Raw genomic sequence first — 26,750 nt, forward strand, 5'->3', positions numbered from 1 at the left:
ATGAAGCCACGATTCTATGCCACAGCCTTGCTAAGTTGCCTCTCCTTGAGCGCGCAATCGGCCACGCCCAAAACGGGTTACTTTATTGACTCTCCCGTTACGGGCTTGTATTACAAAACCAGTTCAAATCTCTCAGGCACCACTCACAAAGGCGCTTTTCAATACCACCCAGGGGATGTGGTGAGTTTTTTCCTCGGCAGTGACGACAGTGGCTATTTGCTCACAACGCTTTCTGGCCAAGAGGTGATTACCCCAACACTCGCCACAACCAAACCAAGCCGCAGTATCAATATGACGCGTTTGTTGCTCTCGCTCGACAGCACGCCAGAAAATCGTGATGAAATCATTCTGCTCAATCGCATTGTCTCGGATCCTCAATTCCAACAACAACTGCAAGGCATTGATCTCAATTTTCTCGATAACACCGCCAACCAACTGGATATAGAGTTGGTTTCCATCAAGGAAGCCGCTGAGCATCTCAATCAGAGCCAGCGTTACATTGAGCAGCACTTTACCTCGAACGAAGCGATTTTCTCACCGCTGAATGTGCGCCTGCGCAACATCATCATCAAAAAAGCCGATTGGCAGGGGCGTGCTTGTGCGCTTGACTTACGCATGCTCGATAAGCCTAACTACCGCACCCCCATCGGCGAGATGAGTTTCGAAGTGACCAAAGAGCACTTAATCCAATACCCCAGCGTCGGCGATTACTTCAACGGCTGTTACCTCAATCGACAGCACGCTTATCGAGAAAAAACCGTGGAGCCATTGAACCATTTTGCACAGTGGGAAGGGGTTGTTGGCTGTGCTAGCCAAGGTTGCACGCGTCACGATCTCAATGGTTTCTCTCTGGAAGATTTCGATGACGAAGGCGATTGGAAATATCGTTCGGTAGCAATGAATTTTGACCCTCACACCGAGCTAGTCATGGGCAAAATGCAAGGGTTGGGCAAGAAGGCTGAAGTCACCCACAGCAACAAATCGGAATCGATTTGGTTTATCTATCCAGAAAACAAGGGACAACACATCGCCTTTGAAGGGGTCTGGAAAGAAACCCAATACCAAGAGCAAACCCTCACAGAACGCTGCTTAAACATTGCCGATGGCCGAGTGTGGCTTGGCCCTAGCAATGTGTCGTCATGCCCGCTGGCGGCATCAGCCTATCGCCAAGATGTGACACAAGAGTATCAAGATATGTGGTGGCTACGTAATGCCTCTGGTCACGCACAATTAGAGCAGATGAACGTAATGGTGCGCTGGTTTCCACAACCTTACCCAGCGCAATACACCACATGGGAATACCTCCCTGCCGGACAAAATTGGGATCAGGGCATCTTGTATCGCTATCAACAGCAAGTGTCTCCTCAACGCGATGGCTCTGATCGCATTGATACTTACACCATTTCCGAATTCGTTAAACAACAAGGAGAGCCGTCATGAGTGCACAATCGACTTCTCTTACCCATATCATTCAGCAGTGGCAAGCCGGTGACAAAGAAGCCGAAAGCCAGCTGTATCAATTCGCCTACCTGCAACTGAGAAAAATTGCCCAACAAGAGCGAGAGCGGAACGCCGAAAAGTATGGCCTTGAAAACGAAGTATTGGCAGACAGCGTGAACAGCACCACCGCCTTAATTCACGATGCCTATCTCAAGCTTTCCACCAGCGACATGAGTGAAATCAGCGGCAAGCGCGATTTTTTCCTCATGGCCGCCAAAGTGATGCGCCAAATTTTGATCGACAATGCACGTTCGCTGCAAGCGCAAAAGCGCCAGCAAGTGACACAGCTACCGAGTGAACATCAGGAAAAATTTGAGCAGTTGATCATCATGGACAAAGCACTGGATAACTTCAGTGTTCGCTACCCTCGTCAGTCTAATGCGCTCAAACTGAAGTACTTGATGGGGATGAAAAACCAAGAGATCAGCGAGTTACTCGAATGCAGTGCCAGTTTGATTGAAAAAGACCTCAAATTCTCACGCAGTTGGCTGCAATCACGAATGGCATAATCCGGATCATGACTCACCGTAAGCCCCTATTCGTCGTCTTCGCCATCACATTTGTCACTGGAATGTGGTTTTGGCTCTCTTCAAGCCAAGCGACCTCGAGTGTGCTGTCTGAGGCAGAAACCCACGTAGCAGCGCCACATGCCAAAGCCATTTCGGTTGAAAACAAGGCACCAAACGCAGCAACGCCAACCCAAAACGCGAACCTTCACGTTCCGCCTCTCTTCACTCAGGCGGCAGCCATTTTGCCTTCGCCACCATCAGAGGAAACTGGGCAAACACCAATACCAGAGGAAGAACTCGAAATCGCTCTGCCAAGCAGCGCGTCGAATACCACAGTGATTGTCTCCGACAAAGAACTTGCCAAAGGCGTTGGCGCAAACAGCAAACCTAGGCTCAATGCGGAAGTAGCCAAACAAATCCAGAGTCAGGTTTTCGGCTGGGAGCTCGATCAAGGCGCTCCCATTCGCTATTCCCTCAACATTGATCAACTGTTTGTGGATGCCGATGACGACTTTCTCACCCTCACAGTGCGTATAAACGTACCGGGGCTCAAAGTTCGCAATCTGGATACCGTGCAGATTTTAGGCACCGTAACCCAAGCCGCAGCGCAACCCCAGTTGATGATCGCCGCGCGCGATGATCACCACGGTAGTGATGATCAATCATGGGTAAAAGCCTATTTTGATCTGCCGGCAATTGGAGAGACGGGCGGCCAGTTTAGCCACCCACTGATTGGTCAAACCTTCTATCGCTTAGAAACCACCCAAACCTTTGCGGGTATTCGCTACCCTTATGAGGTGATTTACTGCCAAGCGTGGAAGCTGATCAATCATCAAGTCTATTTTGCTGCGGCGCGTAACCGTCGCCAATGCCCGAGCGATGAAGAACTTAAGTTGATTGGCGAGTTTGAGCAGCAAGACGATAAGCTGATTCTCACCAGTAGTCAGTCCGCCTTTGATGCCAAACAAACCTGGATTACTCGCCAAAGCTACCCATCCAACCTCACGGAAGGGTTGGTAAACCATCTCACCACGGTGCATGACGGCAGCCAGTACGAAACCTACACCATGCTCACCGACAAAACCGCGATGGAGGCAAGGCTCAACGTGGAAACAGGTCGAAAGCTTTATGAGATGACCTTTTTTGACTACCTCTTTATCGACGCAGAGCAAAATTACCTTCCCGCAGAAGTCGGGAACTACATCTACGAGCGTCAAGCCGCGGACCCCACGGAGTATCAGCGCTTTGACTCCGACCTCAACATTCATCGCATCAGTGGCAGTTTTGATTGCTCCACCCTGCAGCCTTACTTTGAGCTCTCCGTCATTGCGGGTCGGGGCGACTACGAAGATGTCATCTCCTACAGCCAAAGCGAAGATGGTGTCTCCTCGGTCGCCTGTTTTGTCTTTCCATCCGGACCAAACAAACGCTCTTTGGCCATCAACCACGACTATCGAGATGACAATGACCTGCAACAAGGCGAGATTTACAGCTACATCCTACGGCCGAAACCGCAGTTCGCACACCTGTTGGAGGAGTTAAAAATCAATCTGATTTACCACCACCCGCAATTGTGAAATTGAGCCCAACAAACGGGATTAGAAGTTCCACAACGCTTGTAATCCCGTATTGAGTGTCCAAGTTTGTGCTTCTGGCAACCAAGCTTGACCTTGCTTCTCCACACCACTTGCTGTGGTATACATCACTCGTTGCGGATCAGACTCGAAACGTTTCTCGTAACCGAGCATCACAAACCACCCCAAATGCAAACCTGGCATGATCTGATAGCTAAGGGTTGCTTCCGCATTGGTTCTAAAACCGAAGTCGTTAAATTGAATGTCTTCAAAACGTGAGTTTTCAGTGACACTCCAAATCGGCACACCGAATATCCAACGGCCACTAACACGCCAATCGCTCTCCCCATACAGGTGGCCAGAATCGTAAGCTAAGCCAGCATCGAGGAAAATATCCGTCGATTTCTCTTCCCACGTATTGCCTTCGCGAAACACATCATTGACGTAACCATTGTGGTTTTTCAGGCCATAGCGTTTGTAGGTTTGATAGCTCAATGACGTCCCAGCCAACACACGCCAGTTATCTTGCAGTTTGTAGTGCAGCAAAATGTTGGTTGCCGCTTTCAAGTATTCAAACTGATTGGTTTGAATTCGCGTACCGTCTTTCTGCCACTCTTCAGTGGCGCTCATCGGCGAAAAGGTCGCTAACGCATCGATGGAAAAATCGTAACGCGCATTGATGTGGTAAAGCCCTCCCGTGTTTAGCACCGGGCTCACCACGCTGGCATCGGAATCTAAGCCGGGAAACAACTCTTCATACACCACATTCTCAAAGCCAAGGGTAAAGTAAGAGTAACCATATTTGCTCTTATCAAGGGTCACTTGCGCCTCAGCCGCTGAAGAGCCCAAACACGCACCAATCATGATTAACCTAACCCACTGTTTCATTGTTATCTCCTTCTTTTTTGGGCTCCGATGTTAACCCTGTCGAACCATTTGCCAACCCCGCTATTGATAAAAAAATTAAAATAAATTTTACGGTTTTTTCGCTGTTTTTCGTGCCTTGAAACTCCCGCTCTAACCGGATAAAAAAGCCCCGAAATTCTCCCTTCTTTCGCATGATTTATAAAAAGAGGAAAGAAGACTCTAACGATGTGCGTTATTCAATTTAGTCAGAATAAAGAAGCAAAGGACTCTTAGATGAAAAAGGTTAGTTTACTAGCAGCGTCAGTGGCGATCGCCCTCACCGGTTGTGGCGGTTCAGACAGTGGTTCAGGTTCAAATGGCAACGTTGCACCTGGCGGTGTTATCGTGACAGGCTTTGACGGTTACTTTAACAATGCCGTGGTGTTTGCTGACACCAACAATAACGGTGCATTTGATGTTAACACAGACCAAATTCTAGGTCTGACTGCGCCTTTAAAAGGCAAAGATGGTCAGCTTGAAATCAAAACAGCAGAATTCAACGCTATCAAAGAAAAACAAACACGCCTAGGCCTACAAACGCTAGTTCCTGGTGGCAATGTGCAAACCGCGCTAATTGCGAAAGACCCATCGCTTTACGCAGGTAAATACACTATCGACATGGACCACCCGACTCAAGCCATGGCACACGAGGTCGCCCTATTCACTCTACCTGGCGAAAAAGTAATTTCACCACTGACTGACCTTGTTGTGGTTCAAGCGGGTGCTAACCCAACCGAAGAAATAATTGCGCAAGCAAAAAAGAAAGTGAACGAAACGCTCGGTATTAGCGGCGACACTGCCTTTAGCGATGTGATTGCCGCACAGAACCATACGCTGCACAAAACCGCACAGATTCTAACTGAATCAAAAGTGAAAGCAGAGAAGAACTCCGGCACTTATGATGCAGAAACCGCTCTTATCATCGCGCAAGAAGCCACCACAATTGTTAATGATGCAAATAACGCGGACAAACTTGATGATCCAAGCTTTAAGCCTACCGTTGAAGTAGAAAATGGCCAAGCAACCGTAACCATCAACAACAAACTGAGCGTAAACAGCAATGTGGAAGCGCAAGTTCGCACCTCGCTAAGCACAGCGCAAGAGTCACACACCATTGCTCTAGACATCAACACCAGCGCGGAAATCAATGGCAAAACGGTGAACCTATTCTCCGATAAAGATGCTAATGAAATCACGGTTACCGTGGAAGTGATTGACTACGATACCAACCAAGTCATTCTGTCATCTGTTGGCGAGAATGGCGCTGTTATCCATGTTGATGGTGATCTAACCAAAGGTGGTACGCTACAAGAACGTCTATCTTACATGGTGAAAGTCAGTGCCAATGACATTAATAGCGATAAGAAAGTGGTCGGTAATGCTGCGGCCATCTTCAACCTAAAAGTCGCGATCCCAAACAGTGCACCAGTGGTCGACCAAAGCATCGCGGCTACCATGCAAGAGTGGATTGGCAGTATTGAGCTATTTGCTGGGACTGAGTTAACCGAGCAAGAAGAGATGTCAATTGATGGCCTATTTACCGATGCCGACGATGACAACTTGACATACACGGCAAAAACATCAGTTAAAGGTCTCAACGCGCTTATCATTAACAATCAAGGCCAAAACCGTTTACGTATCGAAGGTAAGCCTGAGCAAGTTTATGCGGCAGGCGAAACCATTACCGTTGAAGCCTTTGATGGTAAAGAGCGCACAGCAATCGCTTTTAAACTCGCCGCTGTGGAAGAAGCACCAGTCCCAAGCTTTAGCGTAAACAACGCAGAACTTGCAAACCTACAAAGCGAAATCACATCACAGCTTGTTGACCTCAAAGTGAATAAGCCGCTGCCAAGCGTGCAGCTCAGCATCACACTGGATGATATTTTTAAAGCCGTTAACGCTCATGGTCCTGTTGAATACTTCGCTGGTATGAAAGGGGAAAATCAAGATCACAATACCAGTGTTGCGGGTATTAAGGTCGCAGTTGACAACATGGGTGTTCTAACCATCTCGGGCACACCTCTAGAAGCAAGTACCAACGGTGAGTTTTATATTGCTGCTGGGATCTACCCAGATGCGGAAGATGGTGTTATTTCAGAAATGACGCGCATTGCACTTCCTGAAGTGAAAGCCGTTGTGACACCTCCATCCGAGACTCACCCACTGGAAGGAAAAACTTGGTATCGCCTCGAGCATGGTAGTGGCACACCTGAGGAAAAACTCCCTTACAGTCGTATCTGGTGTGACACACTGCACTTTGAAAACGGAAAAGTTTCGGGTAACTACCGCACCATGAGCAACTTAACCCAATGTGGCGAGTTAGCGGAAAACTCTTGGTCTAATGGCACATATCGCGTTGAAGGGGATCAAGTCATTGCCCAATTTGGTGATGATCCCGACGCAACGCTGACAATTAGAGACGCAGATGACATTGCCCCTGGGGCAAAAGTCCTGTTCTGGACTTCGGACGAAGGAACCGAGCGTTATACCTTGTTTAGCAATAAGTCAGACGCAGAAGCACGCATTCAAATCCGATCGGATGATGGTCCAGAAAAGCGTTTTTTCAATATGCCGCTTCCAACTGAGGTTAATGGCGTAGAAGCGCTCGGCATGGTCTCTCTATCGCTGCTGAGAAACAATAATCCAGATGATACAGGGGCAATGAATGCAAACTTAACGTTGGAGTTCCCAGATCAAAACTTTACTTGTGAAAACGTACAAGAGTTCTATGAGAACTTTATTATCACAGGTCCAGGGCTGGTCACAGAAACCACCGATTACAACACGGGGAACGTTTACAAAACTTACGGTGTTTATTCGGGGAACCAATGGGGAACTTCTCTAGAATGCCATCCTAATCACGAAAATGGTGTCGAACACGCTACCATTGATTTCGACTTACCTGAACTAACTACACATGGTTTATATAGCTTTATCGGCAAAGTAAAGAGCCATCAAGGCGAATACATTGAAGCCATCAAGTTCAACATGACTTGGACAGGTACTGGCAACAACGAATAATTGTTACCATAGAAAAACACCAAGCCCCGCATCGCGGGGCTTATTTGTTTTGGGTGTCATCCAACTACTTCACACACAGCACATTGAGCAATGAAGAGCCTTTTACTTGCGTCACACGACCATCAGTAAAAAAGCCTTTGTTCCCTCGCCCCCAATAAGGCAACTGCATTGGCCACAGCTGGTTTTCCATCACTTTTGAATCCAATAAGGTGAGGAACTCCTCTTCAGTTAATAAACGCATGTGCAGATCGCTGCACACCACTTCCGCACTGCTGTAATCCAAACGATTCCACGCTTGATTATGCTCCATGTAAAATTGGTGTTTATCATCCATTAAGTAAGGCACCACATAAGTACGGCCTTTTAACTCGGCACTTTTACGAATGTCGATGGATGAAGAGTCGTCGTTACTGCGCTTAGCTGGTGTTGTGGCCAAGGTCGCCTGTGCAGGAGCTGCTATTGGCTTGTTGGCCGCAGCCGGTGCTTTCGGTAGAATTTTGGGGGCGGCAGGTTTGGTTATCGCTTTCGGCTCTTTGCTTGCCGTGACCGGTTTTGCCGCAGAATGTGGCTTAACAACTCGAATAAAGGCTTCTCGGTAATCGCCCAGTTTTTTGACCTGTTTAAGATCTTTGCTGGCTTGAGCAAAAGATTGATACGGGCCAATTAAGCAACGATAGGTTTTGTTTTCCGGTTTCATCCACACATCGGTGGTGATCTGCTTGTAAAGCGGTTTGGCGTCGGCCAGTGGCATTGGCTGATTTAAGACGCCACATTGAATCCAAAAGAAATCCTCTTTGCCGCTTTTGGGCGCTTTTTTACCCCAAACACCATCGCCAATCGGGCAGGCTTTATCTAACATGGGTAATTCGTTGGTGCTTGCCTGTGTGGCTTCACATAGAAAGCCTTCCGCCGCTGCAGGAGTAGCAACACCAAAAAAGCACAATGCCGCCATCAACCACAATCGTTGAGGTTTGAAGATCGGCAAGCGCGCCGATTTGCTTAGTTCCATAACTTCACTCTACCCGTTTCATCAATGAATTTGTTCAGTGACGCTCAGACTGCTGCCTACAACACGTTGCAAGGCCAAAAATTTGCCGCGTCCTGGTGAATAAAAAATGACAAGCAAAAAAAGAGCCGTAATTGGCTTACGACTCTTAGTTTAGGTAGTTTTCCGATTATAAATCAATCAGCTCAGATCACCCTTTGTAGATTTTTGGGTTAAATACGTCACGTAACCAGTCACCCAATAGGTTGATCACTAACACCAGCGTCACCAGCACAATGCCTGGGAAGGCGGTGATCCACCAAGCGCCGGAGAAGATGTAGTTAAAACCAATGCTGATCAACGCACCCAGTGACGGTTGGTCAACGGGCAAACCCAGTCCTAAGAACGAGAGCGCCGCTTCCGACATGATCGCGTTGGCGACTTGCACGGTTGAGATAACCAAAATCGGTGATAAACAGTTCGGCAGAATATGACGGAACATGATGCGCGGTGCTTTAAAGCCCATCACACGCGCTGCTTCAACGTACTCTTTCTTCTTCTCCGCCAATACCGAGGCGCGGATCGTACGTGCGTATTGTGGCCATTCCGCCACACCGATGATCACCACCAGCATCACCACCGCATATTGGCTGTAGAAATCACTGCCGAAACTGGCTTTAAAAATCGCCGAGACAATAATCGCCACCATCATGGTCGAGAAGGAGAGCTGAACATCGGCAAAACGCATCAAGAAGTTGTCAATGCGGCCACCAAAGTAACCCGCTGACAGGCCAATCACGATACCCAAAAACAGCTGCAGCGCCACCGCCATAAAGCCGATGGTTAACGATAAACGCGAACCGTATAGGATGGTGGAAAGAATATCGCGACCTTGCTCATCGGTGCCCAGCACGAAGTTGTCATCACCGCCTTCCATCCAAGATGGCGGTAGCTCCGCGTCCATAATGTCAATCGATGAGAGATCATAGGGGTTGCTCGGCGCGATTAACGGCGCGGCAATCGCCAACAGCAAAAACAGCATGAACACCGCGAAGCTGCTCATCGCCACTTTGTCGCGTTTAAAATAGTAAAGAAAATCCGATTCTTTAAAGCGTTCCCATACAGAAGGAGCTTTATTAACGTGTTCCATGATTATGCTCCTTTGCCTGTTAAGTTCACGGTCGGGTTGATTAAGCCATACAGCAGGTCAACGATGGTGTTGGTCACCACGAAAATCAGTCCGACAAAAATGACGTAAGCGGTGATCAGTGGGGTATCCACGCGGTTGATCGCCTCAAGGAAAAGGAAGCCCGTTCCCGGCCATTGGAACACGGTTTCAGTCAAAATGGTGTACGCCACCATGGTACCAATCTGCACGCCACCAACGGTTAACACTGGCAGCATGGTATTTTTGAGCGCATGTTGGTAATAAATTTTGTTCAGCGCGAGACCTTTCGCCTTGGCAAATTTGATGTATTCCGAACTCAGCACTTCCAGCATTTCTGAACGCACCAGACGAATAAACAGTGGCAGCATGATCGACGCCAACGCGATACAAGGCAGCACTAAGTGCTTTAAGCCATCAATAGTAAAAAAGCCCGATTCCCAACCGAGTAGGTTATACGTTTCCCCTCGCCCATAGGATGGCAGCCATTGCAGCTCAATCGAGAAGACGTACATCAGCATGATCGCGGTTAAGAAGACGGGGATCGAAATACCGATGCTGCTGCCTGCCATGACCACTTTGGTAAAGAAACTCTTCGGATGAATCGCGGAATAAACCCCAAGCGGGATCGAAAAGACGATGATTAATACGGTCGCGCCAAACACCAACTCTAGGGTGGCAACGAGTTTATCAAGAATCACATCCACCGCAGGACGTTTAAAAAAGTATGAAGTGCCTAAATCGCCCTGCAATGCAGCGCCGATAAAGCGTGTGTATTTGGTGATAAAGGGATCGTTTAGACCAAGTTCATCTCGCAGCGCTTGGCGCTCTGCTTCTGAAACTGACTGGCCCACTAGCTCACGCAACGGGTCGCCTAGGTTATCCTGAATGGCAAACGCCACTAAACTGATCACAAACATCACTATCAGTGCCTGAAACAGGCGCTTGACCAGAAACGAAAACATTCCTTGCCCCTTTTGCTATCCATGACTATGCCCGTTCGCTATCACGGCCATATAAACTTCAGTCTGAAAACGGCGCTCAACCCGACTGAAACAAAGTTGAGCGCCTAAAATCACTCATCCCACCCAACGCTTGAGTGGGAGAAAGCGAGTGTTACTCTTTAACTACCAAGTCACCAAAGTATGGGAAGTCCATCGCGTTGACGATTGGTTTGATATCCAGCGTAGATTTCGCGCCCCACGCTAGGTTTTGCCAGTGTAGAGGAACGAATGCCGCTTCGTTGTACAACGTAGCTTCTACTTTCTGTAGCATCGCTGCTCGTTTGGTAGGATCGGTTTCTACGTTTGCCGCTTCCACCAACTTGTCCACTTCTGGGTTTGAGTAGTGACCACAGTTGTACTGACCACGGCCCGTTTCTTCGTTACGCGTCATGGTGAGGAACTCAGAGAAGTTCGCCGAATCTTCTGTGTCTGAGTGCCAGCCGATCATCAACATATCTGCTGCACACTTATCAAACTCAGGCCAGTATTGCGCTTTAGGCATGGTCTTTAGGTCTACCTTGATACCGATTTTCGATAGCATGGCAGACGCCGCTTGAGCCACTTTCGCATCGTTAACGTAACGGTTGTTCGGCGCGATCATCGTCAGCGTAAAGCCTTTCTCATAACCCGCTTCTTTCATCAACTGCTTCGCTTTTTTCAGATCGAAACGAGGAACCAGCTCCGCGTTGTAGCCCGCGTAGCCTTCAGGGCCCTGCTGGCCAGCCGCTGTCGCAAAACCTTTCATGATTTTATCAACAATGCCTTCATTGTTGATGGCATGAACGATCGCTTGACGCACGCGCACATCTTTCAGCGCTTCATGGCTGTTTTGGTTCATTTGGAAAGTGATGATGCGCGTACCAGGCAGCGTCACAAGCTCGATGCCTTTCGCATCTTTCACACGTTGGTGATCGTTAGGCGCAACCGGCGCAATCATGTCAACACCACCAGAAAGGAGCGCAGCCACACGTGTCGCGTCTTCTTTGATTGGCACAAGCGTCAGCTTATCAACGTTACCTTTTGACTCTTTGTCCCAGTAATCCTTGAAGCGCTCAAACTCGACCTTCACACCTTGCTCACGAGAAGTAACGATGAACGGGCCGGTACCAGAAACGTTGGTCGAAGCAAATGAGTTACCGTGCTTCACCACTTCCGCTTTGTCTTTGCCATCGGCTGTCGTGCCAGAGTAGAACTTGCTGTCCATCGGGAAGATGTAAGTGGCAGTTTGTAGTACCAATGGGTAAGCCCCTTTGGACACCAACTCAACCGTGTAATCGTCCACTTTGACCATTTTTTCATACGGTTCAAAGATCGCTTTGAAGTCTGGAGAATCTTTTAGACGAGCGAACGTCCACACGACATCATCAGCCGTCAGTTCGTTACCGGAATGGAACTTCACCCCTTTACGTAGCTGGAAGCGGTAAGTGGTGTCGTTAACACGTTCCCATTTTTCAGCCAAGCGAGGTTCAAAATCCAATTTCTGGGTATAACGAACTAGTGGATCAAACACCATGTGTGACATTTGTAGCGTACCACCAGACAACTGCTCATGCGGGTCAAGTGACACTGGATCTGCATCATAAGCAACTTTGATGTCTGCCGCAGCAGCACTCAGGCTTAGGCCTGCTGCCATTAAAGCCACGGTCAGTTTGCTTTTCATGGTTTTCATTGCATAACTCCTTATGCGGGAATCCGAATCCCTAGTTGTTGTATTTGCGTCTGTTATTGTGCCAAGCAAGCTTGGTTATGCCGTTTTCACCTCTTCCCTCAAACCAGTGAACTCTGGCATCAAGGAAATCAGGTGCTTACTGTACTCATGCTGTGGAGAGCGGAACAGTTGCTCAGTCGGTGCGACTTCGAGCAAGGTCCCCATCTGCATCACACCCACTCGGTCACACATTTGGCGGATAACCGGAAGGTCATGACTGATAAACAGCATGGTTAAGTTCAGTTCGCTTTGTAGATCTTTGAGCAAATTCAGAATCTGTGCTTGAACCGAGACATCCAGTGCCGAGGTTGGCTCATCACAAATTAAAAGACGTGGACGAGTCGCCAATGCGCGCGCAATCGAAATACGCTGACGCTGGCCACCCGAAAATTCATGTGGATATTTCACCCCGGCCATTCGCCCTAAGCCAACGTGCTCCAAGAGATCGTTCACGATTTGGCGCGTTTCCGCTTCACTGTTGGTCAGTTTATGGAAACGAATGGGCTCCGCGATGATGTCGAAAATCTTCATACGCGGGTTCATCGAAGTGTATGGATTTTGGAAGACCATCTGCATTTGGCGACGTAAAGGACGGCGCGCTTTTTCTGACGTCAACGCAGTAAGATCAATACCTTCAAACGTCACCTTACCAGAGTTAGGCGCATACAGCCCCGCGATCACTCGTGCGATAGTGGATTTACCCGAACCCGATTCCCCCACCAAGCCAAAGGTTTCCCCTTCATGCACTTGGAAGCTAACGTTATTTGATGCCTGCACATACTCACGACGGCTCTCAAACAGCGAGTCTTTAGTGACGAAACGCAAGTTAACATTTTCCACATTAAGCAGTGGCCCGGTGTATTTTCTCTGATCTTCACTTTGACCCAGCCAGTGATTCTTAATATCAAGAGGCTGCAATTCGCTCGCTTCTTCGATGTAGCTGACCAGAGGGAAACGATCAAGCTTCCTATCCGAACGTGGTACCGCGGAAATCAAGCTGCGCGTATAAGGATGATCTGGGTTACCCAACACTTTGGCCGTAGGGCCAAATTCAACCAAGTCACCTCGGTACATAACGGCAACACGATCTGTCACGTTCGATACCACGCCCATGTCGTGCGTGACCAACATGCACCCCACGTTGTGCTTAATGCATAGCTCGCGGATCAGGCTGAGAATTTGGTCTTGAATCGACACATCGAGTGCCGTGGTGGGTTCATCGGCAATGATCAAATCCGGCTCGCCTGCTAGGGCAATCGCAATCACCACACGCTGACGCATACCGCCAGAAAACTGGTGAGGATACTGCTTTAAGCGGTTTTCAGGTTGAGGGATGCCCACCTGCTTCATTAATGACAATGCGCGCGTGTAAGCCTCTTCGTCAGAGACATTCATATTGGCGTGAATGGTTTCTTTTAGCTGCTGTTCAACAGTAAAGAGAGGATTGAGCGAGGTCATGGGATCTTGGAAGATAAAACCAATTTTAGAACCACGCACTTTGCGCATTGCTTCTGGAGAAAGGCCTGAAATTTTTTCGCCATCAAGGAACACCTCACCGCTGGCAATACGACCAGGAGGGCTCAACAAATCGCTCACCGCATTACCTACGGTTGACTTGCCCGCACCCGACTCACCGACGACGCCAACAATTTCGCCTCGTTCAATATTAAACGACAACGATTTCACCGCCGCATGAACCCCATGCCGCGATGGATACTCGATACGAAGATTTTTCACTTCTAATAGTGACATTTCAGACCTCTACTGCCTTGTCTGTGGTGCTGAATAATCAAACACGATGATCATTCAACAAACCAATGAATCCCTTCTGATTGCAGAATATTACTCTAAAAATCAGGTCGGAACACAATTTGGCAAAAAACACACAAAAAAGCAACAATTAAAGTTTAACGGCCAGCAATCGGTTAATTTCAAGGCAAAAATATCGAATAAATATTCGTTAATAGATATTTAACAAAAATCAGCGCAACACTTTTTGTGTGCCAGTTGGCATTTTTGCTAGAAAATGTCGCCAAAAATGACCCATCATTCATCATAATCATCCGTGAGATTTTTTCATGTGAATATTAACAAATACAAAACAACACTTTATTCCATTTAGAAAAACCAGTTAATACGCTTAGTGTGTAACTAATCATTAAGCATAAAATGCTAAATATGGAATTATAGACACTGGCCATCCGCTGTGTTTTTCCTTCACAGCATCAGCAACTCACTGGTGTTTGAAAATCAGAGTGTTAAATGCCAAGAAACTAAAATATAGACACAAAAAAGCCACGCGTTATGAGAAAGGGGAGATTTCCTCTCAGATTGAGAGGTTCATCAGCAACTCCACTTAGCAAGCCTTAAAAATCTCTCATCAGAGACAAAAGCGAGCGCATCAGCATACCCAGTAAGGCTCGTGGGTTGCGGCAAGAAAATGAGAACCTTAGAGAGAAGGTAGAGAGAAGAAGATCGCACAGACGCTTTAGTCCACGACGCCAAAACGACGAAAGCCTGCTATAAAAGCAGGCTTTCTACGGTGGGCGTGAAGAGGAATTCGACGCGGCTGGGCTTCCAGACCCCGACCCAGTATGCACACAAAATCATCTGCATTTAATACAAGATGTAAAAAAGCCCCACTATTGCTAGTGAGGCTTTAGAATGTGGTCGGTGAAGAGGGATTCGAACCCCCGACCCTCTGGTCCCAAACCAGATGCGCTACCAAGCTGCGCTATTCACCGAAATTTGATTCTTTAAACAAAGAATGGGGTGGCTAACGGGACTCGAACCCGCGACAACCGGAATCACAATCCGGGACTCTACCAACTGAGCTATAGCCACCATCAGATTGTCATGTTTACCGCTTATTTAAGCCATAAACCTGAGTCTCGCCTTAGGCAAAACTCAAATAATAGTGGTCGGTGAAGAGGGATTCGAACCCCCGACCCTCTGGTCCCAAACCAGATGCGCTACCAAGCTGCGCTATTCACCGACAAATGTTTCATTCTTAGAAAAGAATGGGGTGGCTAACGGGACTCGAACCCGCGACAACCGGAATCACAATCCGGGACTCTACCAACTGAGCTATAGCCACCATTGTTTTTTCACCGATATCTCCCCCAGGCATCCAAATGGCGCGCCCGAAAGGATTCGAACCTTCGACCTTTGGCTCCGGAGGCCAACGCTCTATCCAGCTGAGCTACGGGCGCATGCCCTATCGGCGGAGTGGAATAATACGTAGTTCACACTATGTCGTCTAGTGTTTTTTTTAGTTTTTTTTCCGTTTGGTCTCTTTTTCGTCAGTTATCTGGCAACAAATGTAAATAACAGATGTGATTCAGACCCTGTAGCTGATAACTTGTTGTTTATTGCAACAAGTTAACGGGATATAATCACCCATTATTTACATTGATTTAACAGCTGCAGTTGACTGCTAAATCAAAACAGCACTCTAACTATATAAATGTTTGGTAAGCCAGCTGACTTACCTTGGGAATGTAAAGTGAGTTTAATGGATATGTCTCGACGAATGATTAGCGTTTTATTCGCTGCTTTAACCTTTTCTACGGCAGCTATGGCGACCAGTACTGACCACGATGCCATTGCAGAGCGCATCAAGCCAGTAGGTGATGTTTATCTAGCCGGTAGTGAGCCCGTTAAAGCTGAACCAACCGGACCACGTGATGGCGCAACAGTTTACGGCACTTTTTGTATTGCTTGTCACTCGTCTGGGGTAAATGGCGCACCAAAAACAGGTAATGCTGCAGATTGGGCACCTCGTATCGCACAAGGTCATGATGTGTTGAACAAGCACGCGATTGAGGGCTTTAATGCCATGCCTGCTCGCGGTACTTGTATGGACTGTTCTGACGACGAAATCATTGCCGCGATTGATCACATGATCAAAGGTCTATAAAACAAAGTTTCTTAAAGCAGAAGGGCTTGGTTTTCCAAGCCCTTTTCTTATTTGACTAACGCTACTTCTTGTTGAACATGGCACGTAAGTTGGCAATGTGCGCTTGGCCTTTGGCCATTCTTTCTTCCTGTGTCACTGGCTTTTTGGTTTGTTCCCATTCCACATCATCGAAAGGCAACTCGTCTAGGAAGCGACTTTGGCTGGGTTTGATCAACTCCCCATACTGACGACGCTCTTTACACATCACGAAAGTCAGCTCTCGCTGCGCACGCGTAATGCCAACGTACATTAAGCGACGTTCTTCCTCGACGTTATCTTCATCGATACTGGTTTGGTGCGGTAATATCCCTTCTTCAGTCCCGATCAGGTACACATATGGAAATTCCAGACCTTTAGACGCATGCAGTGTCATCAGTTGTACGGCATCACTGTCTTCATCTTCTTCACCACGTTCCATGATGTCACGCAGTGTCAAACGTTGAACCACTTCTTTCAACGTTTTCTCTTCTTGATCGTTATTGTCACCTTCTAAATCGGCGACAATCCAAGAGTAGAGATCAGAGACGTTTTTCATGCGCATTTCTGCGGCTTTCGGGCTGGCAGATGTTTCGTACAACCAATCCTCATAATGAATGTCTCGCACCAACGAGCGCACTGCTTCTACGGTATCCCCTCGCTCCGCTTGATCGGCAATCGCCACCAGCCAATGAGTAAAGCGCCGCAAATTGTCGAGACCACGTCCGGTCAGATGCTGCTCAAGGCCAAGTTCAAAGCTGGCTTCAAATAAACTTTTGCCACGCATGTTGGCATAGCTGCCTAACTTCTCCAGCGTCACAGGGCCAATTTCACGCTTGGGTGTGTTGACGATGCGCAAAAATGCGTTGTCATCATCAGGATTCACCAACACTCGCAAATACGCCATGATGTCTTTGATCTCCGCGCGCGCGAAGAAAGACGTACCACCAGACAGTCGATAAGGAACGCGGTTTTGCATCAGCGACTTTTCGATGAGACGCGATTGATGGTTACCACGGTAAAGGATGGCATAGTCTCGATAGTCGGTGCGATTGAGAAACTTGTGGGCAATGATTTCCCCCGTGACACGCTCCGCCTCATGTTCATCGTTATTGGCCAACAGCACTTTGAGTTTTTCACCATCGGGAATTTCCGAGAAGAGCGACTTTTCATACACGTGTGGGTTATTGGCAATCAAGATATTCGCCGCGCGCAAAATACGACTGGTCGAACGGTAGTTTTGCTCCAATTTAATCAGGCGTAAGTTAGGGTAATCTTGCCCCAGCAACACTAAATTTTGTGGTTTCGCCCCACGCCAAGAATAAATCGATTGATCATCATCCCCAACCACGGTTAATCGTCCGCGCTCACCCACCAGCAGTTTCACCAGTTCATATTGACTGGTGTTGGTGTCTTGATACTCATCAACCAGAAGGTAACGGATACGATTTTGCCAGTATTGACGCACCTCATCATGCCCACGAAGGAGTAACACTGGCAGCAAGATAAGATCATCAAAGTCAAGGGCGTTGTACGCTTTCATCTGCTTCTGATACATCTCAAAACAGAAGGCAAACAACTGCTGCTGTTCGCCTTGCGCGCGTGCCACAGCCTGCTCTGGTGAGAGCATGTCGTTTTTCCAATTTGAGATGGTGCTCATCAACTGACGCAGCAAATCTTTATCGCCATCCAGCTGTTTTTCAGTCAGCTCTTTAAGCAGTGCAAGCTGATCTTGATCGTCAAACAAGGAAAAGCCCGACTTCAACCCCAGATGGCGATACTCTCGTTTGATGATGTTCAAACCAAGCGTGTGGAAGGTTGACACCATCAGGCCTTTTGATTCCCCCTTCCCCAGCGTTTGCCCCACACGTTCTTTCATCTCACGTGCGGCTTTATTGGTGAAGGTGACCGCCGCAATATTACGCGCTTTGTAGCCACACTGTTGCACCAAATAGGCAATCTTATTGGTGATCACTCGTGTTTTGCCTGAACCCGCACCCGCAAGCACGAGGCAGGGACCTGATACGTATTTCACGGCTTCGTCTTGTCTTGGATTCAGTTTCATAGTGCTTATCTGTGGTCAAAAATCGAGGCCCATATAATAGTCGTCGAGTGATGAGATTGCCATTGCCTCATTGACAAGATTTTTACTCAATAGCACACATAGCACTTGCCAATATGGCTGTTGTTTCCGCTATAATGAATGAACGTTCATTCACTGGTGGATAACCCATGTCATCTGAAGAGCAGAACGACAAGCAACAACAAATCCTAGCTGCGGCAGAGAAGTTGATTGCGGAGTCCGGTTTTCAGGGTCTATCGATGAGTAAATTGGCCAAAGAAGCAGGCGTCGCAGCCGGTACGATTTATCGTTATTTTGACGATAAAGAACACCTGCTGGATGAACTCAGGCTACGTATTACTCAACGAGTTGCCACGGCGATTCAAGCCAACGTAACCCGTGATATGCCTTTGAAACAACAATATCGCACCATGTGGCTAAACACATGGAATTTAGCGGCTTCAAACTTGTCTACTTTGAGCAACCGTATTCAGTATGAATCACTACCTTGCTTGAATAGCCACAAAACCCGCGAGCTAGAGAAGAAAATGTTTCACCAAGTTGCTTTAATGTTCGATATGGGCAAGGAGCAAGGGGTGTTCAAAACGCTGGATAACGAAATTTTGTTTGGTCTAAGTTTGGAGACCAGCGTCAGGCTAGCGAAAAAACACGCATTAGGCTTTTACCAACTGGATGACAAGGCACTTGACGCTGCCATCGAAGCCAGCTGGGATGCAATCATTAATCACTAATTGGAGTTCTTAATAGAATGAAAAAGTGGACCTTTTTTATGTTACTTATCGCCATTCTGCTGTTTGGCAGCGTGATAGGTTTCAACCTCTTCAAACAAAAGAAAATTGCCGAATACATGGCAAATCGTCCTGAGCCAGAGTTCCCAGTAACGGTCACAGAAGTGAAACCGGTCGACTGGGTACCTGTGATTGAAGCGATCGGTTTTATCGAACCCAACCAAGGTGTGACGATTGCCAATGAAACCAGCGGTGTCATTAAACAGATCCGCTTTGAATCAGGCACGCAAGTCAAAGAAGGTCAACCGCTTGTTCTGCTCGACTCCGATGTAGAAAAAGCCAACCTGAAGAGCAGTGAAGCAAAACTGCCAGCGGCAGAAGCGAAGTACAAACGCTATCAAGGCCTCTTCAAAAAAGGCTCGATTTCAAAAGAAGCGTATGATGAAGCTGGAGCCAATTACTACTCGTTAAAAGCCGATATTGAAAGCTTGAAAGCCTCGATTGCACGCCGTGAAATCAAAGCGCCATTTTCAGGCGTTATTGGTATTCGTAATGTCTACCTAGGCCAATATCTGCAAGCAGGCTCTGATATCGTACGTTTGGAAGACACCAGCGTGATGCGCTTACGTTTTACCGTGCCGCAAAACGATATTTCTCGCATCAATCTCGGCCAGGAAGTGGATATTTTTGTCGATGCTTATCCGCAAAACCCATTCAAAGGCTCAATCACTGCGATTGAACCAGCGGTCAATATCCAAAGTGGTTTGATTCAAATACAAGCAGATATTCCAAACAGCGACGGAAAACTGCGTAGTGGTATGTTTGCCCGCGCTAACATCATTCTGCCGAAGTTAGAAGACCAAGTCACACTGCCACAAACGGCGATCACATTTACGCTCTACGGTGACAATGTTTACATTCTAACGGAAGAAGACGGCGTGCAACGTGTGAAACAACATGTGGTGAAAGTGGGTGAACGCACTGGGAATATCGCACATATTCTCGATGGCGTAAAAGTGGGTGATCAGGTGGTGACATCTGGCCAGGTTCGCTTGAGTAACGATGCCAAGGTTCGTGTTGTCGAAAGCGACGCGATTACACCTCCGGCTGAAACCCCTATGCTGTAATTGGAGGCATCATGCGCTTTACTGATGTTTTTATAAAACGTCCAGTTTTAGCGGTATCCATCAGCTTTTTGATCGCCTTGCTTGGCTTACAAGCGGTGTTCAAGATGCAGGTTCGAGAATACCCTGAAATGACCAATACCGTCGTAACGGTAACCACCAGTTACTACGGCGCCAGTGCCGATTTGATCCAAGGTTTCATTACTCAACCTTTGGAGCAAGCCGTTGCGCAGGCAGATAATATTGACTACATGACCTCACAATCGGTGCTGGGTAAATCAACCATCACGGTGAACATGAAGCTCAATACGGATCCGAATGCCGCCTTGGCGGATATTTTGGCCAAAACGAACTCGGTTCGATCGCAGTTACCAAAAGAAGCCGAAGACCCAACGGTGACCATGTCGACCGGTTCGACAACGGCGGTGCTGTATATCGGCTTCACCAGTGACGAGCTGTCATCAAGCCAAATCACGGACTACCTAGAGCGCGTGATTAACCCACAACTTTTCACCATCAATGGTGTGTCGAAAGTTGACCTCTATGGTGGCTTGAAATACGCACTACGCGTGTGGCTGGATCCGGCCAAAATGGGCGCACTGCGCCTCACCGCAACCGACGTGATGGGCGTACTCAACGCCAACAACTACCAATCAGCAACGGGGCAGGTAACGGGCGAATTTGTCCTGTACAACGGCAGTGCCGATACTCAGGTCTCTAACGTACAAGAGCTGGAAAACTTGGTGGTGAAATCGGGTGATGGTGAAGTGATTCGCTTGGGCGATATCGCAAAAGTCACACTAGAAAAAAGCCACGATGTTTATCGTGCCAGTGCAAACGGCCAAGAAGCCGTGGTAGCCGCCATCAACGCAGCACCAAGCGCCAACCCCATTAACATTGCGGCAGATGTCCTTGAACTGCTTCCTCAGCTTGAGCGCAATCTGCCTAGCAATATTAAGATGAACGTGATGTACGACTCGACCATCGCCATCAATGAGTCCATTCACGAAGTTGTGAAAACCATTGTTGAAGCGGCTGTGATCGTACTGGTGGTGATCACCCTATTCTTGGGGTCGTTCCGCGCCGTTATCATCCCTATCGTCACCATTCCACTGTCGTTGATCGGTGTGGCGATGGTGATGCAAGCGATGGGGTTCTCGTGGAACCTGATGACACTGCTGGCGATGGTTTTGGCTATCGGTCTGGTGGTGGATGATGCGATCGTCGTACTAGAAAACGTCGACCGACACATCAAAGAGGGTGAATCGCCATTCCGCGCAGCCATCATAGGTACACGTGAAATTGCGGTACCGGTTATCGCTATGACGCTCACTCTGGGCGCGGTGTACGCACCGATTGCGCTAATGGGCGGGATCACTGGTTCGCTGTTTAAAGAGTTTGCTCTGACCCTTGCGGGTTCGGTATTTGTATCCGGTATTATCGCGTTAACACTGTCGCCAATGATGTGTTCGAAGATGCTAAAGGCGCATGAAAAGCCAAGCAAATTTGAAGAGAAAGTGCATCATGTGCTAGATGGCATGACCAACCGCTACGAAAAAATGCTCAAAGCGGTCATGGACCATCGCCCTGTGGTGATCGGTTTCGCACTGATTGTTTTTGGTACGCTCCCTGTTCTGTTTAAGTTCATTCCAAGTGAATTGGCACCTTCAGAAGATAAAGGCGTGGTGATGTTAATGGGTACTGGTCCATCCAACGCAAACTTGGATTACCTACAAAACACCATGAATGACGTAAACAAAATTCTGTCTGATCAGCCAGAGGTTCAGTTTGCTCAGGTGTTTACTGGGGTACCAAACTCTAACCAAGCCTTTGGTCTAGCAACGTTGAAGCCATGGAGCCAGCGTGAAGCGAGCCAAGCGGAAATCACTAAGCGTGTGGGTGGTTTGGTTTCCAACGTCCCAGGTATGGCAGTGACGGCTTTCCAAATGCCAGAACTTCCAGGCGCAGGCTCTGGTCTACCAATCCAGTTCGTGATTACCACACCAAATAGCTTTGAGAGTTTGTACACCATCGCCAGTGACATTCTGACGGAAGTGACTTCAAGTCCGTTGTTTGTGTATTCAGATTTGGATCTGAAATACGACTCTGCGACGATGAAAATCAAGATCGACAAAGACAAAGCCGGCGCGTATGGCGTTACGATGCAAGATATTGGCATCACACTAGGAACCATGATGGCTGACGGCTATGTCAACCGCATTGACCTTAATGGCCGCTCTTACGAAGTGATCCCGCAAGTGGAACGTAAATGGCGTTTGAACCCTGAGTCGATGAAGAACTACTATGTGCGCGCTGCCGATGGCAAAGCGGTCCCTCTGGGTAGCTTGATCACCATCGATGTCATCGCTGAACCTCGTTCATTGCCTCACTTCAACCAATTGAACTCCGCTACCGTCGGCGCTGTACCTTCACCAGGCACAGCGATGGGCGATGCCATCAATTGGTTCGAAAACATTGCTAGCAGCAAGCTACCAACTGGCTACAACCATGACTACATGGGTGAAGCTCGTCAGTTTGTTACTGAAGGCAGCGCCTTGTACGCCACCTTTGGTCTTGCTTTGGCGATTATCTTCTTGGTATTGGCGATTCAGTTTGAATCGATTCGCGATCCAATCGTTATCATGGTATCGGTGCCACTGGCGATCTGTGGTGCTTTGATTGCGTTGGCATGGGGTCTTGCGACGATGAACATCTACTCGCAAGTGGGCCTGATTACCTTGGTTGGCCTGATCACCAAGCACGGCATCTTGATTTGTGAGGTGGCCAAAGAAGAGCAGTTACATAACAAGCGGTCTCGTATCGATGCGGTGATGGAAGCGGCGAAAGTACGTCTTCGTCCAATCCTAATGACGACGGCGGCTATGATTGCTGGTTTGATCCCACTGATGTATGCAACGGGTGCTGGCGCCGCTCAACGCTTCAGCATCGGTATCGTTATCGTCGCAGGCCTAGCGATTGGTACACTGTTTACCTTATTCGTGTTGCCTGTGATTTACAGCTACCTCGCTGAAAAACACAAACCGCTACCTGTGTTTGTAGAAGATAAAGATTTGGAAAAACTCGCTCGAGTGGATGAAGCAAAAGCCGCTCAACGCCAAATCGCAGAACAGTAATTGCGATACAATATAAACGAAAGGCCGCTTATGCGGCCTTTTTGTTACTTTTCACACCACATCTGTGTCGCTTTTTTACGCCAGAGATAGCGACTTTCACCAGTCAATTACATAGAATACCAACAAAGAAATCAGGAGCTACCTCATGTTTGACCCAAAGAAAATTGAGCAGATTGCAAAACAAATTCACGACTCTATGCCACAACCCGTTAAGGATTTAGGCGCGGATGTGGATCAAAAAATCCGTCAAGTCATTCAAGGCCAACTCAACAAGCTTGATGTGGTTAGCCGTGAAGAGTTTGATGTGCAAACGCAAGTCTTACTGCGCACTCGTCAAAAGCTCAGTGAGATGGAAAAGAAACTGTCAGAGCTTGAAGCAAAGCTCGCTGATAAGTAATCCCCAAAACGCTACAGTTAGGGCGTTTTTCTTCGTTCTAAAGCAAAGATAAGCGAATAAACAAAAGGCTTGGTCAGAGACCAAGCCTTTTAATTACATGTTGTGTTTTCTTTTGTATTTATCACCCCAGTCTGCCTGGAGTTTTGTTAACGCCCCTTTCTAGACACTAGAATGAGAATAGGTGGAAAGGCGAAACTTAGCCACCAACAGCGATACGTTTCATGTCAGTCATGTAACCACGCAGCTCTTCACCGATGTATTCAACAGGGTGATTGCGGATAGTCTCATTTACGGCAATGAGTGTCGCGTTATCAACTTGATTAGAGGTTTCACCTAACCCCTTACCAATCACATCTGTCCCTACCGAAGGCATAAACTTCTCACGAAGTAGCGGTGTTGCCACATTAGCAAACAGGTAGTTACCGTATTCCGCTGTGTCTGAGATAACCACGTTCATCTCGTATAGACGCTTACGTGCAATTGTGTTTGCAATAAGTGGTAACTCATGCAGCGACTCGTAGTAAGCCGATTCGTCGATAATGCCAGAAGCCGTCATTGCTTCAAACGCCAGTTCAACGCCAGCACGAACCATTGCAACCATTAAGATACCGTTGTCAAAGTACTCTTGCTCAGAGATTTCAACATCCGTTGATGGGTAATTTTCGAACGCCGTTTCACCCGTTTCAGCGCGCCAACCTAGCAGATTCGCATCATCATTCGCCCAGTCAGCCATCATAGTGCTAGAGAAGTGACCTGAGATAATGTCGTCCATGTGTTTGTTGTACAGAGGACGCATCAGATCCTTTAGCTCTTCAGAAAGCTCAAATGCTTTGATCTTCGCTGGGTTTGATAGACGGTCCATCATATGTGTGATACCACCGAACTTCAGTGCTTCGGTAATGGTTTCCCAACCGTACTGCAGTAACTTACCTGCGTAACCTGGGTCAATGCCTTCCGCAACCATCTTCTCGTAACATACGATAGAACCAGCTTGAAGCATGCCACATAGAATGGTTTGCTCACCCATCAAGTCTGATTTCACTTCAGCAACAAATGAAGACTCAAGACAACCCGCACGATGACCACCAGTCGCAGCCGCCCAAGCTTTCGCAATGTCCCAACCCTCACCTTTTGGATCGTTCTCTGGGTGAACAGCAATCAATGTAGGAACACCAAAGCCACGTTTGTATTCTTCACGAACTTCTGTACCGGGACACTTAGGCGCCACCATAACAACCGTTAGATCTTTACGGATTTGCATGCCTTCTTCAACAACGTTAAAACCGTGTGAGTAGCCAAGAGCCGCGCCTTCTTTCATTAGGGGCATTACGGTTTCAACCACATTGGTGTGCTGTTTATCTGGTGTCAAGTTAACAACAAGATCAGCTTGAGGGATCAGCGTTTCATAACTACCCACTTCAAAACCGTTATCTTTAGCATTTTTGTATGATTGACGCTGCTCATCAATCGCGGCTTGACGTAGTGCGTAAGCAACATCAAGACCTGAGTCACGCATGTTTAGACCTTGGTTTAGGCCTTGCGCACCACAACCTACGATGACGACTTTTTTACCCTTAAGGTAATCCGCCTCTGTAGCGAATTCACTACGATCCATAAAACGACAACGACCCAATTGGTCTAGTTGCTCACGAAGGTTCAAAGTATTGAAATAGTTCGCCATCAGGGCTCTCCTTAAAATTCATCCATCACGGTCGGTGGTTACTCACCGAATGAATTCATACTAAAACAGACTTTAAGTTGCTCAAAGTGATATATTCACAATCAGTAATTGCAAATAATGCAACACGGAAAGACATATACAATGAACATTAAAAGCTTACAGTTATTCATTCACCTCTGTGATAGTAAAAACTTTGCCAAGACGGCAGCAGCAATGCACATCAGTCCATCCGCGCTCAGTCGTCAAATTCAAAAGCTAGAAGAAGAAACTAGCCAGCAACTCTTCACTAGAGACAATCGTAGTGTTGAAATAACACCTGCAGGTAAAAAACTGATGCCAGTTGCACTTAAAATGCTTAACGAATGGCAGCAGTATCAATTACAAAACCGTTATTCAGAAACCGAACTCAAAGGGGAAATACGCTTATTTTGTTCCGTCACCGCCAGCTATAGCCACTTGCCAGAACTTCTTTCTGAATTTCGACTACAACATCCTTTTATTGAATTCAAAATATCTACCGGTGATCCTGCACAAGCCATGGATAAAATTCTGAACGGAGAGGCTGATATTGCTATTTCCGCCAAACCAGACACAGTACCAGCAAAAGTGGCTTTTGAGCCCATCAGCGAAATTCCACTCTCTGTAATTGCACCTCAAGGAGTGAGCAGTTTCACGGATGAAATGAACCGTGATAAACCTGATTGGTCTGCGATCCCCTATATAGTTCCTGAAGCAGGTACCGCTAGAGAAAGGGCGAATACTTGGTTTAAAAAGATGAAAATTAAACCCAATATTTATGCTCAGGTTTCAGGTCATGAAGCGATTGTGAGTATGGTAGCTTTGGGGTGTGGTATTGGTATTGCGCCGGATGTTGTGATCAACAACAGCCCAGTCAAAGAGAAAATACAGAGACTAAAAGTCGCTCCTATTAAACCTTTTGAGTTAGGGGTTTGCTGCATCAAATCTCAACTCGAAAATCCCCTAATTCAAGCCTTATGGAAAGTTGCTGAAAGTAAGTACATCGTGATTTAAGCAGCAATGCAAAGCCTGTCAAAACCGATGAGCTTTTTAGTAGTGGTGAAGTGCTGATATTTGACAACTAGGGGTTTGATACAAATCCCTTCTTATTATCAAACACCAGAAATGACGAAAGCCTGCAAATTACTTTGCAGGCTTTCTATGTAGTGGCGGAGAGATAGGGATTTGAACCCTAGGTACGCTATTAACGTACGCCGGTTTTCAAGACCGGTGCTTTCAACCACTCAGCCATCTCTCCACAAATTGTCCTAAAACTTAG

Annotated in this window: 18 protein-coding genes and 6 tRNA genes; 10 read left to right on the forward strand and 14 right to left on the reverse strand. The window is 47.5% G+C overall.

Going from position 1 to position 26,750, the window contains the following annotated elements; all coding sequences use genetic code 11:
- From FC652_RS15530 to FC652_RS15540, 3 genes are read left to right on the forward strand one after another with little or no spacing between them, the layout of a single operon-like run.
- A complete protein-coding gene (locus tag FC652_RS15530; protein ID WP_176299306.1) occupies window positions 1-1,440 on the forward strand; it encodes a chromosome partitioning protein ParA in 1,440 nt (479 codons plus the stop codon).
- The gene (locus tag FC652_RS15535) at window positions 1,437-2,009 is read left to right on the forward strand and encodes a sigma-70 family RNA polymerase sigma factor (protein ID WP_011079111.1); all 573 of its coding nucleotides are present in this window, start codon (window positions 1,437-1,439) and stop codon (window positions 2,007-2,009) included. Before FC652_RS15530 ends, FC652_RS15535 begins: the two co-directional genes overlap by 4 nt.
- A gap of 8 nt (window positions 2,010-2,017) precedes the next feature.
- Window positions 2,018-3,586 (forward strand): hypothetical protein, encoded by a 1,569-nt coding sequence (locus FC652_RS15540; protein WP_176299307.1) that lies wholly within the window; start codon window positions 2,018-2,020, stop codon window positions 3,584-3,586.
- Between the two features lie 21 nt (window positions 3,587-3,607).
- Here FC652_RS15540 and FC652_RS15545 read toward each other — a convergent pair whose 3' ends face one another.
- On the reverse strand, window positions 3,608-4,471 hold the full coding sequence (locus FC652_RS15545) for a hypothetical protein (protein ID WP_176299308.1): 864 nt from the start codon (window positions 4,469-4,471) through the stop codon (window positions 3,608-3,610).
- 252 nt (window positions 4,472-4,723) lie between these two features.
- Here FC652_RS15545 and FC652_RS15550 point away from each other — a divergent pair, with 252 nt between their 5' ends.
- Complete coding sequence (locus FC652_RS15550; RefSeq protein ID WP_176299309.1) at window positions 4,724-7,510, forward strand: hypothetical protein; 2,787 nt, start codon at window positions 4,724-4,726, stop codon at window positions 7,508-7,510.
- Between the two features lie 64 nt (window positions 7,511-7,574).
- Here FC652_RS15550 and FC652_RS15555 read toward each other — a convergent pair whose 3' ends face one another.
- The 10 genes from FC652_RS15555 to FC652_RS15600 all read right to left on the reverse strand — a co-directional run bounded on the left by FC652_RS15555 (window position 7,575) and on the right by FC652_RS15600 (window position 15,584).
- Window positions 7,575-8,519, reverse strand: a complete 945-nt coding sequence (locus tag FC652_RS15555; RefSeq protein ID WP_176299310.1) for an SPOR domain-containing protein — start codon at window positions 8,517-8,519, stop codon at window positions 7,575-7,577.
- 187 nt (window positions 8,520-8,706) lie between these two features.
- Complete coding sequence (locus FC652_RS15560; RefSeq protein WP_176299311.1) at window positions 8,707-9,645, reverse strand: ABC transporter permease; 939 nt, start codon at window positions 9,643-9,645, stop codon at window positions 8,707-8,709.
- Between the two features lie 2 nt (window positions 9,646-9,647).
- Entirely contained in the window at window positions 9,648-10,625 is a 978-nt protein-coding gene (locus FC652_RS15565; protein ID WP_011079105.1) for an ABC transporter permease, read from the reverse strand.
- Between the two features lie 151 nt (window positions 10,626-10,776).
- Window positions 10,777-12,333, reverse strand: coding sequence for an ABC transporter substrate-binding protein (locus FC652_RS15570; protein ID WP_176299312.1), 1,557 nt, complete (start codon window positions 12,331-12,333; stop codon window positions 10,777-10,779).
- A gap of 75 nt (window positions 12,334-12,408) precedes the next feature.
- Complete coding sequence (locus FC652_RS15575) at window positions 12,409-14,124, reverse strand: ABC transporter ATP-binding protein (RefSeq protein ID WP_176299313.1); 1,716 nt, start codon at window positions 14,122-14,124, stop codon at window positions 12,409-12,411.
- A 915-nt stretch (window positions 14,125-15,039) separates the two neighbouring features.
- Window positions 15,040-15,116: transfer RNA gene (locus tag FC652_RS15580), tRNA-Pro, on the reverse strand.
- A gap of 24 nt (window positions 15,117-15,140) precedes the next feature.
- A tRNA-His gene (locus FC652_RS15585) sits at window positions 15,141-15,216 on the reverse strand.
- A 74-nt stretch (window positions 15,217-15,290) separates the two neighbouring features.
- Window positions 15,291-15,367, reverse strand: a tRNA-Pro gene (locus FC652_RS15590).
- Window positions 15,368-15,393: 26 nt separating this feature from the next.
- Window positions 15,394-15,469: transfer RNA gene (locus FC652_RS15595), tRNA-His, on the reverse strand.
- Window positions 15,470-15,507: 38 nt separating this feature from the next.
- A tRNA-Arg gene (locus FC652_RS15600) sits at window positions 15,508-15,584 on the reverse strand.
- A gap of 302 nt (window positions 15,585-15,886) precedes the next feature.
- Here FC652_RS15600 and FC652_RS15605 point away from each other — a divergent pair.
- Window positions 15,887-16,291 carry a cytochrome c5 family protein gene (locus tag FC652_RS15605; protein ID WP_060532869.1) on the forward strand — a complete coding sequence of 135 codons (405 nt, stop codon included), beginning with the start codon at window positions 15,887-15,889 and terminating at the stop codon, window positions 16,289-16,291.
- Window positions 16,292-16,352: 61 nt separating this feature from the next.
- On the opposite strand, the gene rep is transcribed toward FC652_RS15605, so the two are convergent.
- Window positions 16,353-18,371: a DNA helicase Rep gene (gene rep, locus FC652_RS15610; RefSeq protein ID WP_176299314.1), complete on the reverse strand. Its 2,019-nt coding sequence runs from the start codon at window positions 18,369-18,371 to the stop codon at window positions 16,353-16,355.
- A 167-nt stretch (window positions 18,372-18,538) separates the two neighbouring features.
- On the opposite strand from rep, the gene FC652_RS15615 reads away from it, so the two are divergent.
- The 4 genes from FC652_RS15615 (at window position 18,539) to FC652_RS15630 (ending at window position 23,772) form a co-directional block, all read left to right on the forward strand.
- Entirely contained in the window at window positions 18,539-19,120 is a 582-nt protein-coding gene (locus tag FC652_RS15615) for a TetR/AcrR family transcriptional regulator (protein ID WP_176299315.1), read from the forward strand.
- A gap of 17 nt (window positions 19,121-19,137) precedes the next feature.
- Window positions 19,138-20,244, forward strand: a complete 1,107-nt coding sequence (locus tag FC652_RS15620; RefSeq protein ID WP_065090000.1) for an efflux RND transporter periplasmic adaptor subunit — start codon at window positions 19,138-19,140, stop codon at window positions 20,242-20,244.
- Window positions 20,245-20,255: 11 nt separating this feature from the next.
- Window positions 20,256-23,375 (forward strand): multidrug efflux RND transporter permease subunit VmeD, encoded by a 3,120-nt coding sequence (gene vmeD / locus FC652_RS15625; RefSeq protein WP_108654639.1) that lies wholly within the window; start codon window positions 20,256-20,258, stop codon window positions 23,373-23,375.
- A gap of 145 nt (window positions 23,376-23,520) precedes the next feature.
- Window positions 23,521-23,772, forward strand: a complete 252-nt coding sequence (locus tag FC652_RS15630) for an accessory factor UbiK family protein (RefSeq protein ID WP_011079097.1) — start codon at window positions 23,521-23,523, stop codon at window positions 23,770-23,772.
- A gap of 196 nt (window positions 23,773-23,968) precedes the next feature.
- On the opposite strand, the gene ilvC is transcribed toward FC652_RS15630, so the two are convergent.
- Window positions 23,969-25,453 carry a ketol-acid reductoisomerase gene (ilvC, locus tag FC652_RS15635; protein WP_176299316.1) on the reverse strand — a complete coding sequence of 495 codons (1,485 nt, stop codon included), beginning with the start codon at window positions 25,451-25,453 and terminating at the stop codon, window positions 23,969-23,971.
- 141 nt (window positions 25,454-25,594) lie between these two features.
- Between ilvC and ilvY the strand changes: the two genes are divergently transcribed.
- Entirely contained in the window at window positions 25,595-26,485 is an 891-nt protein-coding gene (gene ilvY / locus FC652_RS15640) for an HTH-type transcriptional activator IlvY (RefSeq protein ID WP_108654637.1), read from the forward strand.
- A gap of 153 nt (window positions 26,486-26,638) precedes the next feature.
- Here the strand turns inward: ilvY and FC652_RS15645 are convergent.
- Window positions 26,639-26,729: transfer RNA gene (locus tag FC652_RS15645), tRNA-Ser, on the reverse strand.
- Window positions 26,730-26,750 lie beyond the last annotated feature (21 nt).

Origin of the sequence: Vibrio sp. 05-20-BW147, from assembly GCF_013369385.1 — a bacterium.
In the GTDB taxonomy this organism is placed as follows: Bacteria; Pseudomonadota; Gammaproteobacteria; order Enterobacterales; family Vibrionaceae; genus Vibrio; species Vibrio floridensis.

Coding starts and splice junctions, on each gene's coding strand:
- FC652_RS15530 (WP_176299306.1), top strand. CDS start 1: ATGAAGCCACGATTCTATGCCACAGCCTTGCTAAGTTGCCTCTCCTTG.
- FC652_RS15535 (WP_011079111.1), top strand. CDS start 1,437: ATGAGTGCACAATCGACTTCTCTTACCCATATCATTCAGCAGTGGCAA.
- FC652_RS15540 (WP_176299307.1), top strand. CDS start 2,018: ATGACTCACCGTAAGCCCCTATTCGTCGTCTTCGCCATCACATTTGTC.
- FC652_RS15545 (WP_176299308.1), bottom strand. CDS start 4,471: ATGAAACAGTGGGTTAGGTTAATCATGATTGGTGCGTGTTTGGGCTCT.
- FC652_RS15550 (WP_176299309.1), top strand. CDS start 4,724: ATGAAAAAGGTTAGTTTACTAGCAGCGTCAGTGGCGATCGCCCTCACC.
- FC652_RS15555 (WP_176299310.1), bottom strand. CDS start 8,519: ATGGAACTAAGCAAATCGGCGCGCTTGCCGATCTTCAAACCTCAACGA.
- FC652_RS15560 (WP_176299311.1), bottom strand. CDS start 9,645: ATGGAACACGTTAATAAAGCTCCTTCTGTATGGGAACGCTTTAAAGAA.
- FC652_RS15565 (WP_011079105.1), bottom strand. CDS start 10,625: ATGTTTTCGTTTCTGGTCAAGCGCCTGTTTCAGGCACTGATAGTGATG.
- FC652_RS15570 (WP_176299312.1), bottom strand. CDS start 12,333: ATGAAAACCATGAAAAGCAAACTGACCGTGGCTTTAATGGCAGCAGGC.
- FC652_RS15575 (WP_176299313.1), bottom strand. CDS start 14,124: ATGTCACTATTAGAAGTGAAAAATCTTCGTATCGAGTATCCATCGCGG.
- FC652_RS15605 (WP_060532869.1), top strand. CDS start 15,887: ATGGATATGTCTCGACGAATGATTAGCGTTTTATTCGCTGCTTTAACC.
- rep (WP_176299314.1), bottom strand. CDS start 18,371: ATGAAACTGAATCCAAGACAAGACGAAGCCGTGAAATACGTATCAGGT.
- FC652_RS15615 (WP_176299315.1), top strand. CDS start 18,539: ATGTCATCTGAAGAGCAGAACGACAAGCAACAACAAATCCTAGCTGCG.
- FC652_RS15620 (WP_065090000.1), top strand. CDS start 19,138: ATGAAAAAGTGGACCTTTTTTATGTTACTTATCGCCATTCTGCTGTTT.
- vmeD (WP_108654639.1), top strand. CDS start 20,256: ATGCGCTTTACTGATGTTTTTATAAAACGTCCAGTTTTAGCGGTATCC.
- FC652_RS15630 (WP_011079097.1), top strand. CDS start 23,521: ATGTTTGACCCAAAGAAAATTGAGCAGATTGCAAAACAAATTCACGAC.
- ilvC (WP_176299316.1), bottom strand. CDS start 25,453: ATGGCGAACTATTTCAATACTTTGAACCTTCGTGAGCAACTAGACCAA.
- ilvY (WP_108654637.1), top strand. CDS start 25,595: ATGAACATTAAAAGCTTACAGTTATTCATTCACCTCTGTGATAGTAAA.